The following is a 16,516-nucleotide window of genomic DNA, read 5'->3' on the forward strand; positions in this document are numbered from 1 at the left end:
TCAATGGAATTCCTGGTACGCGAACGAACTGGTATCGCTGCGGCAATTCGCCGGCAAGGCGTTGCGCACCGGCTGCCAGTCGGAGCCGCAGATCCAGTTCCGGATCCCCTTGCCCAGGTCGGTCGTCGTGTTCATGCCGGTGACGCCGTCGGACTTTGCCGGCACCAGGTGGATGTAGCGGCCGTTCATGAGCCCGTCCAGGTTGTTGATCGGCACCCGGATCACCCCGTCGGACGAGGTTTCGATGGCGCCGGCGTAGTAGCTTGCGCCGTTACCTTCGCAGCCCCAGCGTCCCGGCTCCGGAGCCGTGTCCAGCATCAGGTAGTTTTCCATCACCCGGTTCTTGCACGTGCCCAAGGCCATCATCACCTCGGAGACCTTGGCGCGCCGCGTGTAGTCGCGCATCTGCGCAATGGCGATGGAGCCAAGGATGGCGGTGATGCACACGCTGATGATCAGCTCGATCAGCGTGAAGCCCCTTTGCCGTTGCCGTTGCCTTCCCATGCGTCCCATGCGTTTCATCGACTTCTCCCTAGCCGGTAACGCCAAGCAACTTCCGTGCACCGAAGGTTTCGCGCACTAGTTCACGGTCACCGCGCGCGAAGTGACATCTTTTGGCAGTCCGGCCCGCCAGGGCTGACGAAGAACGGCGCCGGCGGCCGGCTCGTGCCGGTCCGCGGGCTCCTGCGCCAGCTTGAACACGCTCACGGCCCCGGCGAGCTGTTGCGCCTGCGCCTGCAGGCTGTCGGCCGCCGCCGCGGCTTCCTCGACGAGGGCCGCGTTCTGCGCCGTCGACTCGTCCATCTGCGTCACGGCCTGGTTCACCTGGGCGATGCCGGAGCTCTGCTCCTGCGAGGCGGCCGTGATCCGGCCCATGATGTCGCTCACCCTCTGCACGGCGCCGACGATGTCCTGCATCGTCCGGCCGGCCTCGTCGACCCGCTGGGTGCCCACGCCGACCTTGTCCACCGAGTCGGCGATCAGGGCCTTGATCTCGCGCGCCGCCTCGGCGCTGCGCTGTGCCAGGCTGCGCACTTCCGCCGCCACCACGGCGAAGCCGCGGCCCTGCGTGCCCGCGCGGGCCGCCTCCACCGCGGCGTTGAGCGCCAGGATGTTGGTCTGGAAGGCGATCGCGTCGATCACGCCGATGATGTCCACGATGCGGCGCGAGGAGGCCTGGATGGACGCCATCGTCTCGACGACCTCGCCCACCACCTGGCCGCCGCGCAGCGCCACTTCGCTGGCCCCGGCGGCGAGCCGGTTGGCCTGCTCCGCGTCCCCCGCGTTCTGCCGCACGGTGCCGGTGAGCTCGCGCATCGAGGAGGCGGTGACCTCCAGCGAAGAGGCCTGCCGCTCGGTGCGCCGCGACAGGTCGGCGTTGCCCGCGGCAATGTGGCTCGAGGCGCTGGCGATGTTCTCCGTGCCGGCGCGCACGTCACGCACGATGCGCATCAGGCTCGCGTTCATGGCGCCCAGCGCCTGCAGCAGCTGCGCCGTCTCGTCGCTGCCGCGCGCGCCGATCTCCGAGGTGAGGTCGCCGCGGGCGATGGCGTTGGCCACGTCGATCGCGCGCTGCAGCGGCTGCGTCAGGCGCAGGATCAGGTTGCGCACGAAGAAGGCGGCCACCAGGATGGTCAGGATGGCGGCGATGATCACGGCGACCAGCTGCCGCGCGCTGGCCTGCGAGGCCTCCTCGATGGTCACGCGGGTGAGCTGCTCGAAGTGGGCGCCATGCCCGGCCAGCTCGTTGTCCAGGGCGCTGACCTGCGCGCGCAGCGGCAGGATCGCGGCGATGGCCGTGTCCTTCTCCAGCGCCGAGGCGAGCCGCGCGACGCCGGCGACGGCCGGCTCGAGCCCCGCCTGCGGCGCCAGCCGGTGCAGCGCCTGCAGCTTCGCGCCCGATTCCTTGAGTGCCGCCACGGCGGGGCTCGCGACCTTGCCGGTGTCGACGCCATCGACGACGCCGTTGACGAAGGTCTTGTACTGGCTGCGTGCATCGGCCGCGAGCTGGTACTGCAGGAAGGCGCGGTCGAGCGCCTGCGCCCGCCAGTGGTCGGCCGCCGTCTGCCAGGCCAGCAGCGCCAGGGTGGGCAGCATGATCACGGCGAACTGCAGGATGATCTTGGCCTTGAGCGTGAACTTCGCCCGCATGGTGGGTCTCCTCCCCGGGGCCGCCGTGCGCCCCGGCTTCTTCGTTGTCAGTACTTCTGGACCACGTTGACGCCGGACGGCGCGGTGCCGACATAACCGACGGCCCCCGGCGTGCGGCGCACGAATTCGAGCACCTCGATGTCGCCGGACTTCTGCGGCGGCTGCACCAGCCCCTCGCGGAACGCCTTCTTCGTCCAGACCGCGGTGTACTTCGTCCGGTCCATGGCCAGCACCTTGGCCAGGAACTCCTCCTGGCCGGTGAGGCTGTCCACCGGGACGAGCTTGGTGCCGCCGGCGAACTGCTTTTCGCCGAGGAAGGCTTCCCGCACTTCCGCGGGCGACAGCGTGGTGGCCGCGTTGGTGATCACGTAGTGCTGCGCCAGCGCGGGCCCGGCGGCGAACAGGACCGCGGCAGCCAGGCAGCGCGCGAAACGATGGCTCATTCGCATCTTCCCCGGCTTCAGAAGCGGATCGCGTACTGGAACCGCGCCTCGTTGACATGCGCCGTGGCGCGGTCCGTGAAATGGGTGCGGTTCAGTTCCACCTTGACCGCCGAACGCGCGTCGATGTCGAAGCGCAGCCCGATCACGCCGCGGTCGTACGACTGGCCGCTGGCCTGCTGCGCGAAATAGTTGTCGCCCTGGTCCAGCGCGGCGCGTTCGACGCGCGCATACGGCGTCCAGCGGCCGAAGAGGTAGCCGGCCTGCAGGTAGCCGGCCCAGCTGCCGTGCGAGCTGCCCGCGCCATCCAGGTTGCGGTCGGAGAAGCGGTAGTACTCGCCGAGCACCTCCCAGTTGTCCTCCAGCCAGGTGCCGTAGCCCCCCAGCATGCGCACGCGCGAACGCAGCACGGGCGTCGCGTCGTCCTCCACCTTCATCGCGAAGCCGTGCACGCCCAGCGTCAGGCCCTGCAGGCGGCCGCCGAAGTCGTAGCCCACCTTGCCGCCCACCAGCGCGTTGTGGTTGGTGGCACCCGCCAGGTTGGGGTCGAGCACGCCGGTGCCCGGCGTGGCGGGGTCCTCCAGCGAGATGCGCGGGCTGTTCACCACATAAGCGTCGTAATTCAGCTTGCCGGTGCCGGCGCCGACCTTGCCGGTCGCCCACAGGCCCACCCCGTGGGCGGGCAGGATGCCGCCGCGGTCCTCGAAGTCGAGGAAGCGCGGCCGCAGGATCGAGGTCTGGATCTGCGCGCCGTGGTGGAACGCGGTGTTCCAGTAGCCGTAGGGCACGTGGAAGCGCCCCAGCCAGGTCGTGAGCGCGTCGCTGAAGGTGTAGCCCAGTTGCAGGCGCTCGAGGTCGGTGGCGATCTTGCCGTCCTCGCCGGTCTCGAACACCAGCTCGATCAGGCTCCTGACGTTGCTGCCGAACTGCGGCGCGAGGTAGAGGTCCACGCTGCCGAGCGCCGCCCCGCGCCGGTTGCCGGGGCGGCTGGCGCGCAGGCCCACGTCGGCGAAGCCGTGCAGCGCCAGGCCGTCATCCGTGGTGGCGCGGCTGCCGATGGCGGAGACCTGCTGCTCCAGGCCGCTCACGCGGGCTTCGATGCCCGCGGGCGGCGGCGCATCCGGCGGTGGGGCGACCGGCGTGCGGGCCGTTTCGAGCTGCTCCACCTTGCGCGTGAGCTGTTCGATGACCTGCAGGCTGCGTTCGAGTTTGCGCTCGAGGTCGGAGATGCGATCGGTGGTGGTGTCGGCGAAGGCGGGTTGCGCCGCAGCGAGCAGCGTGCCCGCCAGCGTCGCCGCCCCCATCCCCTTGGCGGTCCATAGTCCCATTGGCTTCCTGATGCTTTGGTTTGCAACAAATCTTTGCAGCCAATCGGGGTGAGCGGTGCGGCAAGGACGACAGGCGTGTGGAACGCCCAGCCCGGCGGCACCGCACCGGGGGTTTGTCGCAGTGCAGAGTAAGAATCGCTCGTACTACCAGCGACCGGGGGGCGCTCAGTCGCGCATCAAGGACTCGATCTCGTCGGCCTTCACCGGCACCCCGCGCGTGATCAGCTCGCAGCCCTGCGCGGTGACGATGGCGTCGTCCTCGATGCGGATGCCGATGTTGTGGAAGTGCTCCGGCACGCCCTCGCCCGGGCGCACGTAGATGCCCGGCTCGATGGTCAGCACCATTCCGGGCTGCAGGATGCGGCTGGGGCGGTTCTTGATGATCTCGCCGGACAGCGGGTCCTTGCGCTCGCTGACCTGGCCCACTTCGCCGGGTTCGACGTAGCTGCCCGCATCGTGCACGTCCATGCCCAGCCAGTGGCCGGTGCGGTGCATGTAGAAGGGGAAATACGCGCGCTTCTCGATGACGTCGTCGAGGGTGCCGGCCTTGTCCTTGTCCAGGAGGCCGACGTCCAGCATGCCCTGCGCCAGCACCTTCACCGCCGCCTCGTGCGGATCGGTGAAGCGCGCGCCGGGCTTCGTCGCCGCCGCGGCCGCTTCCTGCGAGGCCAGCACCAGGTCGTACAGCGCGCGCTGCGGCCCGCTGAACCGGCCATCGGCGGGGAAGGTGCGCGTGATGTCGCTGGCATAGCCATCGAGCTCGCAGCCGGCGTCGATCAGCACCAGCTCGCCCGCGCGCACCGGCGCGACGTCGGCGCGGTAGTGCAGCACGCAGGCATTGGCGCCCGCGGCGACGATGGAGCTGTAGGCGGGGTACTGCGAGCCGCCCATGCGGAATTCGTGCATCAGCTCGGCGTCGAGGTGGTACTCGCGCACGTCCCGGCCTTCGCGCAGCATGCGCGCGCAGGTCTTCATGGCGCGCACGTGGCCGCGGGCGCTGATGGCGGCGGCGCGCCGCATGATGTCCTGTTCGTGCGCGTCCTTCACCAGCCGCATCTCGTCGAGGACGGCGCACAGGTCGCGCTGCTGCTCGGGGCACAGCGCCCCGAAGCGCACGCGCGCGCGCACCTGGTTCAGCCAGCCGGCCACGCGCTGCTCGAGGCCCTCGTGGATCGCGAAGGGGTACCACACCACCTCGCGGTTTTCCAGCAGCCTGGGCAATTGCTTGTCCAGCTCGCCGATGGGGAAGGCGGCGTTCACGCCCAGCGCGCCGACCGCGGCCTCGGGGCCGAGGCGGTAGCCGTCCCAGATCTCGCGCTCCAGGTCCTTGGGCTGGCAGAACAGGGTGCATTGCCCGTCGCCCGTCACGACCAGCCAGGCATGGGGTTCGGTGAAGCCGGTGAGGTAATGGAAATAGCTGTCGTGCCGGAACAGGAAATCCGAATCCCGGTTGCGCTGGCGCTCGGGCGCGGTGGGAATGATCGCGATGCCGTTGCTCCCCAGCTGCTGGGCCATGCGGGCGCGGCGCTGGGCGTAGACCGAGGAGGGGACGCTGGTGTTCATGGGGGGATTCTGTCGTCATTCGCGCGCGGGCGGGAATGCAGGGTTTCGGCGCCGCCGCGAGCCCCCAACCCAAACCTCCCCCGGAGGGGGAGGGGGAGGCGTGCAGGCGTGCAGGCGTTCAGGCGTTCAGGTGTTCAGGGCGGCGAGGCGCGTGGGCGTGCCGACGTCGGTCCACGGGCCGTGGTACAGCTCCGCGCTGACTTGCCCGTGGTCGATCGCCGCGCGCAGCAAGGGCGCCAGCTTCAGCTTCTCGCCCTGCGGGTTGCCGGCGGGGAGCGCATCGAAGAACGCGCGGCGGAACAGCGCGGTGGTGGAGTACGTATGGCGCCCGTCTGGCCCATTCAGCGCGAGGCCGTCCGGCGACAGCCCGAAGTCGCCCTTGGCGTTGTGCTCCGGATTCGGCACCAGGAACAGGTGCGCGAGCTTGCCGCTGGCCGCGAACCGGTCGCAGGCCGCACGCGTGAACAGGAACTCGGGCATGTACACATCGCCGGCCACGATCCAGAACACGTCGTCCAGCAGGGGCAGCGCCCGCACGATGCCGCCCGCCGTCTCGAGCGCGCCGCCGAAGTCCTTGCCCTCGTGCGAGTACCTGATGCGCACGCCGTCGGCGGTCTCGTGCCCGAAGTGGTCCTCGATCTGCTCGCCGAGCCACGCGGTGTTGATCACCACGTCGCGAAAGCCCCCGCGGCCGAACGCTTCCAGGTGGTACTGCAGCAGCGGCTTGTCGCGCACGCGCAGCAGGGGCTTGGGGCAGCTGTCGGTCAGCGGCCGCATGCGCTCGCCGCGGCCCGCCGCCAGGATCATGGCCTGGGCGATGCTCACCTCAGCCCTCCTCGCCGCGATCGAGCGAACGCTGCTCGGTCCATTCGGGCTGGAAGCGCTGCACCAGCGCCGTCATCAGGTCGCGCGCCTTGGCCGAGTGGTCGCCGCTGAAATTGCACACGTAGACGTCGCAGGTCACCGCCTTCTTCTCCGGCCAGGTGTGCAGGCACACGTGCGATTCCGCCAGCAGCACGGTGGCCGTGACGCCGCCCGCGCCCTGCGGCGTGCCGGGGAAGGTGTGGAACAGGTGCTCCACGGCCTCGAGCCCCACGGATTCGACGGCGGCCAGGCACCAGGCCCCCAGCCGCGCGGCATCCGTCAGCCACGCGGGGTCGCAGCGGCAGCGATAGAGGTCGGCGGTGAGGTGCAGGCCGTTCATGGCCCCAGTATGACAAATGACGCCGCTGCGCCGGCAGGATCGCGGTGCTGCGCACCAGCGATGACGCAGTGGCCCATTCGTCATCCGCGAGGCGTCGCATCGAGGCGCGCCGGCGCAGCGGTCAGGGGACCGCGGGCCCAGTCATCTAAAATGCCGGGTTTCCCCCTACCTCTCCCTCCCGGAGCTGCCCCCGAATGGCCAACGATTCCCTGATGGCGAACGCGATCCGCGCGTTGGCCATGGACGCCGTGCAACAAGCGAACTCCGGGCACCCGGGCGCGCCCATGGGCATGGCGGACATCGCCGTCGCCCTCTGGCACCGCCACCTGCGGCACAACCCGAAGAACCCGCACTGGGCCGACCGCGACCGCTTCGTGCTCTCCAACGGCCACGCGTCGATGCTGATCTACGCGCTGCTGCACCTGACCGGCTACGACCTGCCGATCGGCGAGCTGAAGGGCTTCCGCCAGTTGCACAGCAAGACCCCGGGCCACCCGGAAGTGGACGTGACACCCGGCGTCGAGACCACCACCGGCCCGCTGGGACAGGGCCTCACCAATGCCGTGGGCATGGCGCTGGCGGAGAAGCTGCTGGCTGCCGAATTCAACCGCGAAGGCCACGCGATCGTCGACCACCACACCTACGTGTTCATGGGCGACGGCTGCCTGATGGAAGGCATCAGCCACGAGGCCTGCGCGCTCGCCGGCGCGTGGAAGCTGAACAAGCTGGTCGCGCTCTATGACGACAACGGCATCTCCATCGACGGCCAGGTCACGCCCTGGTACATCGACGATGTGCCGGGCCGCTTCAAGGCCTACGGCTGGAACGTGATCGGACCGATCGACGGCCATGACGTGGAAGCCGTGGACCGCGCCATCGCCGACGCCAGGCACAGCGCCGAGAAGCCGACGGTCATCGTGTGCAAGACGCACATCGGCAAGGGCTCGCCCAATCGCGCCAACACGGCGAAGGCGCACGGGGAGCCGCTGGGCGCCGAGGAGATCGCGCTCACGCGCACGGCGCTGGGCTGGGACCACACCCCGTTCGAACTGCCCCCGGCGGTGTACGAGGAGTGGGACGCACGCCCCAGGGGCGCCGAGGTCGAGGGCGAGTGGCAGCAACGCTTCGATGCCTATGCCGCGGCGCATCCCGAACTGGCGGCCGAATTCGCGCGCCGCATGACCGGCCAGCTGCCGAAGAACTTCGCGCAGGTCGCGGTCGATGCCGCCATCGCGGCACACACCAAGGCGGAGACGGTCGCTTCGCGCAAGGCCTCGCAGATCGCGCTGGAGGCCTTCACCGCCGCGCTGCCGGAGATGCTGGGCGGCTCGGCCGACCTGACCGGCTCCAACCTCACGAACACCAAGAGCACCGCGCCGCTGCGCTTCGACGCTTCCGGCGAGGTGGTGCAGTCCGACGGCCGGATCGGCCGCCACATCAACTACGGCGTGCGCGAGTTCGGCATGGCCGCGGTGATGAACGGCATCGCGCTGCACGGCGGCTACATCCCCTACGGCGGCACCTTCCTCACCTTCAGCGACTACAGCCGCAACGCGATCCGCATGGCGGCGCTGATGAAGCGGCGCGTGATCCACGTCTTCACGCACGACTCCATCGGACTCGGCGAGGACGGGCCGACCCACCAGTCGATCGAACATGCGGCCAGCCTGCGCCTGATCCCGCAACTGGATGTCTGGCGTCCCGGCGACACGGCGGAAACCACCGTGGCCTGGGCCGTGGCGCTGCAGAACGCCAACCGGCCGACGGCGTTGCTGCTGTCGCGCCAGAACCTGCCCTACGCCCCGAAGGCCGGCCTCGACGAGATCAGCCGCGGCGCCTACGTGCTGGCCGAGCCGAGCGAGGTCGGCGGCGACGAGGCGCAGGCGGTGATCATCGCCACCGGCTCCGAGGTGCAACTGGCGCTGAAGGCGCAGGAACTGCTGCAGGCCGGCGGCATCGCCGTGCGCGTGGTCTCCATGCCCAGCACGACCACCTTCGACCGGCAGGACGCCGACTACAAGCGCAGCGTGCTGCCCGATGGCATCCCGCGCATCGCCGTCGAGGCGGGCGTGACCGACTTCTGGTGGAAGTACGGCTGCGCTGCCGTGGTCGGCATCGACACCTTCGGCGAGTCGGCGCCGGCGCCGGCGCTGTTCAAACATTTCGGCTTTACCCCGGAAAACGTAGCGGACACTGTCCGCGCGGCGCTGCAGCGCCGAGTTTCGGCGTAGGGTCACAATTGCACGAAGTGCTTGTGAGCCGGAGCCACAACGTCGCGGACACCGTTCGAGCGGCGCTCCAGCGGGCGCAGGCGGGGGCATAGTTACATCACGGCCCGGCCCCGGCCGGCCAGCGGGTTTGATTCATCAGGAGTGAATGGAATGGCTATCAAGGTTGGCATCAACGGCTTCGGCCGCATCGGCCGCAACGTGCTGCGCTCGGCCGTGCAGAACTTCTCCGACATCGAGATCGTCGGCATCAACGACCTGCTGGAGCCGGACTACCTGGCCTACATGCTGCAGTACGACTCGGTGCACGGCCGCTTCAAGGGCACCGTGGCCGTCGACGGCCACACGCTGATCGTCAACGGCAAGAAGATCCGCCTGACCGCGGAGAAGGACCCCGCCAACCTGAAGTGGGGCGAAGTCGGCGCCGACGTCGTGATCGAGTCCACCGGCATCTTCCTCACGGCGGATGGCGCGCAGAAGCACATCCAGGCCGGCGCGAAGAAGGTGATCATGTCCGCGCCCTCGAAGGACGACACGCCGATGTTCGTCTTCGGCGTGAACCACCAGAAGTACAAGGGCGAGGCGATCATCTCCAACGCCTCCTGCACCACCAACTGCCTGGCGCCCGTGGCCAAGGTGCTGAACGACAAGTGGGGCATCAAGCGCGGCCTGATGACCACCGTGCACGCCGCCACGGCGACGCAGAAGACCGTCGACGGCCCGTCCAACAAGGACTGGCGCGGCGGCCGCGGCATCCTGGAGAACATCATCCCCTCCTCCACCGGCGCCGCGAAGGCCGTGGGCAAGGTGATCCCCGAGTTGAACAAGAAGCTCACGGGCATGTCGTTCCGCGTGCCGACCTCCGACGTCTCGGTGGTGGACCTGACGGTGGAACTGGACAAGCCGGCCACCTACGAGGAGATCTGCGCGGAGATGAAGGCGCAGAGCGAAGGCGCGCTCAAGGGCATCCTGGGCTACACGGAAGACAAGGTCGTGGCGACCGACTTCCGCACCGACCCGCGCACCTCGATCTTCGACGCCGACGCCGGCATCGCGCTGGACTCCACCTTCGTGAAGATCGTGGCCTGGTACGACAACGAGTGGGGCTACTCGAACAAGTGCCTGGAGATGGTTCGCGTCGTGGCGAAGTGATCGGCTTCGGCTGTTGCGAAAAACGCGCCTTCGGGCGCGTTTTGTCTTCCTGAACTTCCGAACGCAGAGGACGCAAAGGGTACGCAGAGGACGCAAAAAAGAATCCTTGAAGGACTCTGACTTTTTCGCGTTCTTTCGCCCTTTGGCGTCCTCTGCGTCCGGAAGTTCGGCTGTTCGGCCTTCACGCAAACGCGTGCGTCTCGATCGCGCGCGCCGCCAGCCCGGCCAGCATCGCCACCGTCTCGCGCTCGCCCGGCGTCGCCAGGCGGTGCTCGCGGAAGTAGGTGCCGAAGGTGCCCAGCACGCGCCCGCCGGTGCTCTTGATCGGCATGCTCCACGCTCCCAGGAAACCCAGCGCCAGCGGCAGGTGGCGCAGCTCCGCCCAGCGCAGGTCGTCGAAGAAGCTGGGCGTGTCGACGATCTCGCCGGTGGCGGCGGCGGCCGCGCAGGTGCCCACGCCCGCGTCGGGCTTGAGCCGGTCGATCGCGTCGAGGTAGTCCGCCGGCAGGTTGGGCGAGGCGCCGTTGCGCAGCAGGCCTTCGCGGTCCAGGACGAGGATGGACGACACCGTGCGGCCCCCGCCCAGGGCCTCCACCGCGCTGGTCAGCTGCGAGAGCACTTCCCGCAGCGGAGCGCCGCTTTCCAGCAACTCGCGCGCGCGCCCATGCGCGGCCAGCACCAGGGCGCGCTCGTCGGCGCCGAGGTGCGTGAGGGTGGCGGCGGCGTCCTGCAACTCCATTCCCGGCAGTCTAATCCCCTTCGGGGGAACGGCCGGCGAAGCGCTGGGTTCGCGCCTCCGGCGCTTGCCCCCCCCGCCTACTCGACCAGCACCGTCCCCATCATCCCGCCGGCGGCATGGTCGAGGATGTGGCAGTGGAACATCCACTCGCCCACGTTGTCGGCCACCAGGGCGATGTCCATGTCCTGCTGCGGGGCCATCACGACGGTGTCGCGCCACACACGCTCCTTCACGGCGCGGTTGTTGATCGCCACCACCTGGAAGAAGTGCCCGTGCAGGTGCATGGGGTGCTCGAACTCCGTGCGGTTGACCATCTTGATGACGACGTGCTCGCCCTTCTTGAAGTGGAACAGCGGCTCGTGCATCAGCGCGTGTTCGTGCTGCGCGGTGTAGTTCATGGTCCACGACAGGCCGTGCTGCTCCATGATGCTTTTCACGTCCTGCGGTTTGCCGTCCACCTTGCCGATCGCGGGCATGCCCAGCACCCCGCCTTCGAAGGCGAGATAGTGGCGCGTGGCCTTGCCCAGGTTCACCGCCGGGTGGCGGTTGGGCGCGATGGCGGGCGGGGCGCCCAGCACCCTGGCGCGCACCGGGCTGCCGGCATAGGCGATGGTCGCCAGCCGCGTGCCCTTGTCCCGCAGGTCCATCACGGCGAACTCGCCGCGGCCGGCGCTGCCATCCAGGACCAGGTCCGTGCGCTGTCCGCCGCCCATCAGCAGCGGCGCCTTGAGCAGCCGTGGCGGCACGCCCTGGCCGTCGTACGACATCACCCAGGGCTGGTGGCCGGCGAAATCCAGCAGCAGCAGGCGCGCCGACGAGGCGTTGATCAGGCGCAGCCGCACCCGCTCGTTCGGCCGCAGCTCCAGCCGCTGCTGCGCGCCGGCGGCCTTGCCGTTGATGGCGATCGTGTTGCCCAGGCGGCCGCCGCTGCCGAAGTCCGTGACCTTGCCGAAGTCCTCCACCGGCTGGTTGTCCGGGCCCAGCTTGAAGTCGCTGAGCACCCAGATCACTTCACGGTCGACCGGGATCGGCCTGGCTTCCTCGACGATCAGCGCGCCGTAGAGGCCGCGCGGCACCTGCTCGAAACTGGACTGGTGCGGGTGGTACCAGTAGGTGCCGGTGTCAGGCAGCCGGTACTTGTAGGTGAAGTCGGTGTCGGGCGGGATGGCGACCTGCGTCACGTTCGGCACGCCGTCCATCTCGTTGGGCACGCGCACGCCATGCCAGTGCACGGTGGTCGCCTGCGGCAGCCGGTTGCGCACCAGCAGGGTCGCGTCCTCGCCCTGCTGGAAGCGCAGCACCGGGCCGGGCACCTGCAGGTTGAAGCCCCAGACGGCGGTGTCGGGGCCGCTCTCGCGCACCTTCTGCTTGAAGACCCCGGCGATCAGCTCGTAGGGCGCGGTGGCGGACCAGGCGTCCAGCGGGCGCAGGCCGGGAATGGCGGCGGCCGCGGCGGCGGACTGGAGGAACTGGCGACGGCTCAGGCTCACTGGACTTCTCCCGGGGGCACGCACCCCATCGTGCAGGGCAGTCTAAAGGCCCGAATCCCGTTTCGATTGCGCCAGCTCAAGTGGCGCCGACCAGCGGCGGCTCCGCCGGCCGGCGCGCGGCCACCGTCAGAGCTCGGCCCGGATGTTGCGCATCATGATGATGCCGCCGAACACCTTGGTGTCGCTCTTCATGCGGTTGCGCAGGCCCTCCGCGTTGGAGGGCGCGGCCTGCCAGCCGGCCGCCAGCAGGCGCTGGCGCGTCTCGTCCGCCTTGACCACGTCGATGACGGTGCTGGCCATCTTCTCGCGGATGGCTGCCGGCAGCGTCGCCGGCCCGGCCATCGCCGTCCAGAGTTCCACGTCCGCGCCCATCACGCCGATCTCGCGCATGGTCGGCAGGTCCGGCGCCAGCACGCTGCGGCGCTCGGACGTGACGGCGATCGCCTTGAGCTTGCCGGCGGCGACCTGCTGCATCGCGAGGCCCGGGGGCAGCAGGGCGGCCTGCAGGTGCCCGCCCAGCATGGCGGTGATGATCTGCGGGTTGCCCTGGAAGGGCACGTGCACCGTGTCGAGCCCGCTGCGGCTCTTGATCAGCTCCATGCCCAGGTGGCCCGGCGTGCCGGTGCCCGGCGACCCGTAGCTGGCCTTGTTGCCCTGGTTGCGCAGCCAGTGCAGCCAGTCCTGCGGCGTCTTGCCGACCGCGCTGCCGCCGACCACCAGCACCATCGGCGTGGTGCCGATCAGGGCCACGGGCGCCAGGTCGCGCGCGGGGTCGTACTGGATCGCCGGATTGAGCATCTTGGCGATCGTCAGCTGGCTGTTGTTCATCACGCCGAAGGTGTGCAGGTCGTTGGCGCCCGCCACCTGGGCGCCGGCGATGGTGCCGGAGGCGCCGGCCTTGTTCTCGACGATCACCGGCTGCCCGAGCGCCTTGCCCAGGGGCTCGGCGATCGCCCGGGCCGACAGATCCTGCACCGACCCGGGCGGGAACCCGATCACCAGCTTCACCGGCTTGGTGGGCCACGCGGCGACGGCGGGTGCCGCGCCGGGGTTGGACTTGCGTGTGGGCGCGGGGGTCGTGCCCTGGGAATAAGCGCTGGTGCACATGGCAACCAGCAGAAGCGCGCGCAGGACGCGCGCGGGCGCGAACACAGCTTTCATCTTCTACTCTCCCTTTCATGTCGAGCAGAAGAAAGCTAACAGTCGCAAGCGCGGCGACCCAATAAGTCGATTTCCTAGGAAAGCTGCTAACCGCCCCCCGGGCGCTCCTCGCGGCCGTCCGGATAACGCGCGAAGCGCGCCGGCTGCGTCCCGTGCACGGGCGCGGCGTCGCCGAACTTCCAGCCGCCGAACCGGGTGCGGCGATAGTCCTGCATCGCCTGCTGGATCTCCTGCTGCGTGTTCATCACGAAGGGCCCGTACTGCGCCACCGGCTCGCCGATGGGAGCGCCCTGGAGCAGCAGGAACTCGCCCGTGGCATCCCCCGTCGTCAGGGGAACTTCGGCGTCGGCCTGTAGCGAGATCGCCACGGGGGATTCCACCCATTCCCCGTCGACGGTTGCGTCCGCTCCCTTGAAGAAGTAGAGCGTCCGGCGCGTGCCCTTGCCCTGCGCCGGGGGTAGCGTCCAGGCCGCGCCGGGCTCCATGCGGAGGGTCCAGATCGCCACGTCGGCGGCGGGATCGGCCGCCCACGAATCGGGCGGCGGCGCCAGCGGCGCGACCTCGCCGAAGCGGCCTGCGATCACCGCCACCTCGGTGCGCCGGCCCTCGCCGTCGCGCAGCACGCGCCTGGGGACCTGCTCGTTCCACAGCATCGTGAAGTGCGGCTCGGCCATCCTGCTGCGCTTCGGCAGGTTCAGCCAGACCTGGAACAGCTCCAGCGGGTTGTCCTCGCCGGTGTGCAGCAGCGGGAACATCTCGGAGTGCACGATGCCGCGGCCCGCCGTCACCCACTGCACGTCGCCGCCGCCGAAGCGGGCGGTGGCGCCGAGCGAATCGCTGTGGTCGATCAGGCCCCGGCGCACGATCGTCACGGTCTCGAAGCCGCGGTGCGGGTGCGCCGGGAAGCCGGGCACGGTTTCGCCGTGGTACATGCTCCAGCCGTCCCGGCGGCTGAAGTCCTGGCCGATGTCGCGGCCGGCCAGCGAAACCGCGGGGCCCATCCTGCCGTTGCCGCGCGGATAGGCATCGTCGTGGTACGCGCAGAACAGGAACGGGTCGACGGTTTCCCACGGAAAGCCGAGCGGCCGCACCGCGAGGATGGGGGACGTGGGGGTGGTCATGGTGTCAGGTAGGGTTTCCTGAGCGAACATCAATGCAACAGCCGGACGCAGAGGACGCAAAGGGTACGCAGAGGGCGCAAAAGGAATTCAGGAATCCTTTTGATGGATGTTCTTTCGCGTCCTCTGCGTACCCTTCGCGTCCTCTGCGTCCGGCAGTCCGGTTTTCAGTGATGGTGCCCGTGCTCGCCATGCACATGGCCGTGCGCGATCTCTTCGGCGCTGGCGGCGCGCACGCCGGTGACCTTGAGCGTGAAGCGCAGGGCCTTGCCCGCCAGCGGATGGTTGCCGTCCAGGTGCACCTCGGGGCCCTTGATCTTCATGACGTGGAAGACGTGCGGCTGGCCGTCGTCGGTGCGGCCTTCGAGCTGGCCGCCGACCTTCACGCCGGGCGGGAATTCGCTCTTGGGGATCACCCGCACCAGCGCTTCGTCGCGCACGCCGAAGGCGTCCTCGGCCTGCAGGTCCAGCGTGCATTCGAAGCCGGCTTCCTTGCCCTCGAGCGCCTGCTCGATCTTCGGCAGCGTGTTGTCGTAGCCGCCGTGCAGGTAGACCATGGGCTCCCTGCTTTCCTCGATCAGCTTGCCGTTGCTTTCGGCGACCCTGTACTTGAGCGTGACGACGGTGTCTTTGGCGATTTTCATGGCGCCGATTGTGACGGCTCGCCCCGCGTCGCGCTGGCGTGCCCGGGGGCCGGCAGCCAGCGGAACAGCAGTGCGCCCCCGACCAGGAAGGCGCCAATCGCGGCCATGACGGCGGTGTAGCGCTCCACCTGCAGCTCGCCGGCGGCGGAGGCGATGCCGCCGGTGAGCCACTGCATGATCGCCACGCCGAGGAACATCGCCATGGTGAAGATCGCCATCGCGCGGCCGGTCATGCGGGCCGGATAGGACGAGCGCACGTCGGCGTACTGCAGGGTGCCGAAGCCGGACAGCAGGCTGATCGCCAGCGCCAGCGCGACCTCGATGCCGGCCCCGGGCCGGGCGGCGATGCCGAAGAACAGCAGCGCCGTCAGCAGCGCGCAGCCGAGGATCCACGCGCGGCGGCGCCGCTCGCCGGGGTCGAGCCGGCCGAACAGCGGCGCGCCGATCATGCCCAGCACCGAGATGCCGATCGCCACGTTGCCCGTCTGCACCAGCGTGAAGCCGTAGCGCTCGATCAGCAACGGCGTGAGCCACAGGCCGCGCAGCGCCATGAAGGCCGCATAGCTGAAGAGGGCCAGCCCGATGATGCCCAGCGTGTGCGGCAGCCGGAACAGCTCGCCGTAGCCGCGCAGCGCGGCCAGCACCTGCAGCGGCTGGTGATGCTGCGGCCGGTCTTCCTTCACCAGCAGCAGGATCGCCAGCCAGGCCAGCGCGGAGCACACCGACATGGCGACGAAGCCGGCACGCCAGGACACGTTCTCGATCAGCCAGGCGAGCGGCGTGCCGGTCATCAGCAGGCCGATCGAGCCGATGCCCAGCGCCGCGCCGTTGACGGCGGCGAAGCGCTCGCCCGGGAAGTTGCGCGCGATGAACACCGTGCACACCAGGAAGGCGGGCGCGCAGCCGATGCCGGTGAGCACCTGGCCGAGGATCAGCATCGGGTAGCTGTGGGCGGAGGCGGTCACCAGCGAGCCCGCGACGGTCAGTGGCAGCACGGTGGCCACGGTGCGCTTGGGCCCGTAGACGTCGATGCCCATGCCCATGAACAGCTGCAGCGAGGCGAAGGAGAAATGGAAGGCGGCGGCGAACAGCCCCAGCTGCTGCGGCGTGAGGCCGAAGTCGTGCTGCAGCGGCGGCGCCATGATGCCGGCGGCGGTGCGGAAGGCCTGGCTCATGGTGAAGCCGGAGAGCAGCACCAGGAGCATCAACCAGGGGGAGCGGGAGGACGAAGACACCCGGGGACTTTAGCGGGTCGCTCGCGCGGGACCCGGTAGGCTGGTGGTGGAGCGAAGCGCAAC

The 16,516-nt window shown here is 69.5% G+C and carries 15 protein-coding genes; 2 read left to right on the plus strand and 13 right to left on the minus strand.

Annotated features, from left to right (window positions below):
* The 7 genes from WG923_RS04360 to WG923_RS04390 form a co-directional block, all read right to left on the minus strand.
* Nucleotides 1–522: a pilin gene (locus WG923_RS04360; protein ID WP_340349711.1), complete on the minus strand. Its 522-nt coding sequence runs from the start codon at nt 520–522 to the stop codon at nt 1–3.
* A 57-nt stretch (nt 523–579) separates the two neighbouring features.
* Entirely contained in the window at nt 580–2,151 is a 1,572-nt protein-coding gene (locus WG923_RS04365; protein ID WP_340349712.1) for a methyl-accepting chemotaxis protein, read from the minus strand.
* Nucleotides 2,152–2,198: 47 nt separating this feature from the next.
* The gene (locus tag WG923_RS04370; protein WP_340349713.1) at nt 2,199–2,594 is read right to left on the minus strand and encodes a hypothetical protein; all 396 of its coding nucleotides are present in this window, start codon (nt 2,592–2,594) and stop codon (nt 2,199–2,201) included.
* A 17-nt stretch (nt 2,595–2,611) separates the two neighbouring features.
* Entirely contained in the window at nt 2,612–3,919 is a 1,308-nt protein-coding gene (locus tag WG923_RS04375; RefSeq protein ID WP_340349714.1) for a hypothetical protein, read from the minus strand.
* Between the two features lie 165 nt (nt 3,920–4,084).
* Entirely contained in the window at nt 4,085–5,482 is a 1,398-nt protein-coding gene (locus WG923_RS04380) for an aminopeptidase P N-terminal domain-containing protein (RefSeq protein ID WP_340349715.1), read from the minus strand.
* A gap of 126 nt (nt 5,483–5,608) precedes the next feature.
* A complete protein-coding gene (gene murU / locus WG923_RS04385; protein ID WP_340349783.1) occupies nt 5,609–6,289 on the minus strand; it encodes an N-acetylmuramate alpha-1-phosphate uridylyltransferase MurU in 681 nt (226 codons plus the stop codon).
* Between the two features lie 19 nt (nt 6,290–6,308).
* Nucleotides 6,309–6,686, minus strand: coding sequence for an S-adenosylmethionine decarboxylase family protein (locus WG923_RS04390; RefSeq protein WP_340349716.1), 378 nt, complete (start codon nt 6,684–6,686; stop codon nt 6,309–6,311).
* Nucleotides 6,687–6,880: 194 nt separating this feature from the next.
* Here WG923_RS04390 and tkt point away from each other — a divergent pair, with 194 nt between their 5' ends.
* Together tkt and gap are read left to right on the plus strand one after the other, a co-directional pair.
* Complete coding sequence (gene tkt, locus WG923_RS04395; RefSeq protein ID WP_340349717.1) at nt 6,881–8,917, plus strand: transketolase; 2,037 nt, start codon at nt 6,881–6,883, stop codon at nt 8,915–8,917.
* A gap of 150 nt (nt 8,918–9,067) precedes the next feature.
* The gene (gene gap / locus WG923_RS04400; protein WP_340349718.1) at nt 9,068–10,066 is read left to right on the plus strand and encodes a type I glyceraldehyde-3-phosphate dehydrogenase; all 999 of its coding nucleotides are present in this window, start codon (nt 9,068–9,070) and stop codon (nt 10,064–10,066) included.
* 181 nt (nt 10,067–10,247) lie between these two features.
* Here gap and WG923_RS04405 read toward each other — a convergent pair whose 3' ends face one another.
* The 6 genes from WG923_RS04405 to WG923_RS04430 form a co-directional block, all read right to left on the minus strand.
* Nucleotides 10,248–10,805, minus strand: a complete 558-nt coding sequence (locus tag WG923_RS04405; RefSeq protein ID WP_340349719.1) for a GAF domain-containing protein — start codon at nt 10,803–10,805, stop codon at nt 10,248–10,250.
* A gap of 77 nt (nt 10,806–10,882) precedes the next feature.
* A complete protein-coding gene (locus WG923_RS04410) occupies nt 10,883–12,295 on the minus strand; it encodes a multicopper oxidase family protein (RefSeq protein ID WP_340349720.1) in 1,413 nt (470 codons plus the stop codon).
* Nucleotides 12,296–12,421: 126 nt separating this feature from the next.
* Entirely contained in the window at nt 12,422–13,456 is a 1,035-nt protein-coding gene (locus WG923_RS04415; RefSeq protein ID WP_340349721.1) for a Bug family tripartite tricarboxylate transporter substrate binding protein, read from the minus strand.
* 86 nt (nt 13,457–13,542) lie between these two features.
* Complete coding sequence (locus tag WG923_RS04420) at nt 13,543–14,577, minus strand: pirin family protein (protein WP_340349722.1); 1,035 nt, start codon at nt 14,575–14,577, stop codon at nt 13,543–13,545.
* 164 nt (nt 14,578–14,741) lie between these two features.
* The gene (locus WG923_RS04425) at nt 14,742–15,218 is read right to left on the minus strand and encodes an FKBP-type peptidyl-prolyl cis-trans isomerase (protein ID WP_340349723.1); all 477 of its coding nucleotides are present in this window, start codon (nt 15,216–15,218) and stop codon (nt 14,742–14,744) included.
* Nucleotides 15,215–16,453, minus strand: a complete 1,239-nt coding sequence (locus WG923_RS04430; RefSeq protein WP_340349724.1) for an MFS transporter — start codon at nt 16,451–16,453, stop codon at nt 15,215–15,217. The genes WG923_RS04425 and WG923_RS04430 overlap by 4 nt, the downstream gene beginning before the upstream one ends.
* Between the last annotated feature and the right edge of the window lie 63 nt (nt 16,454–16,516).

This window comes from Ramlibacter sp. AN1133, from assembly GCF_037890035.1.
Classification (GTDB): domain Bacteria; phylum Pseudomonadota; class Gammaproteobacteria; order Burkholderiales; family Burkholderiaceae_C; genus Ramlibacter.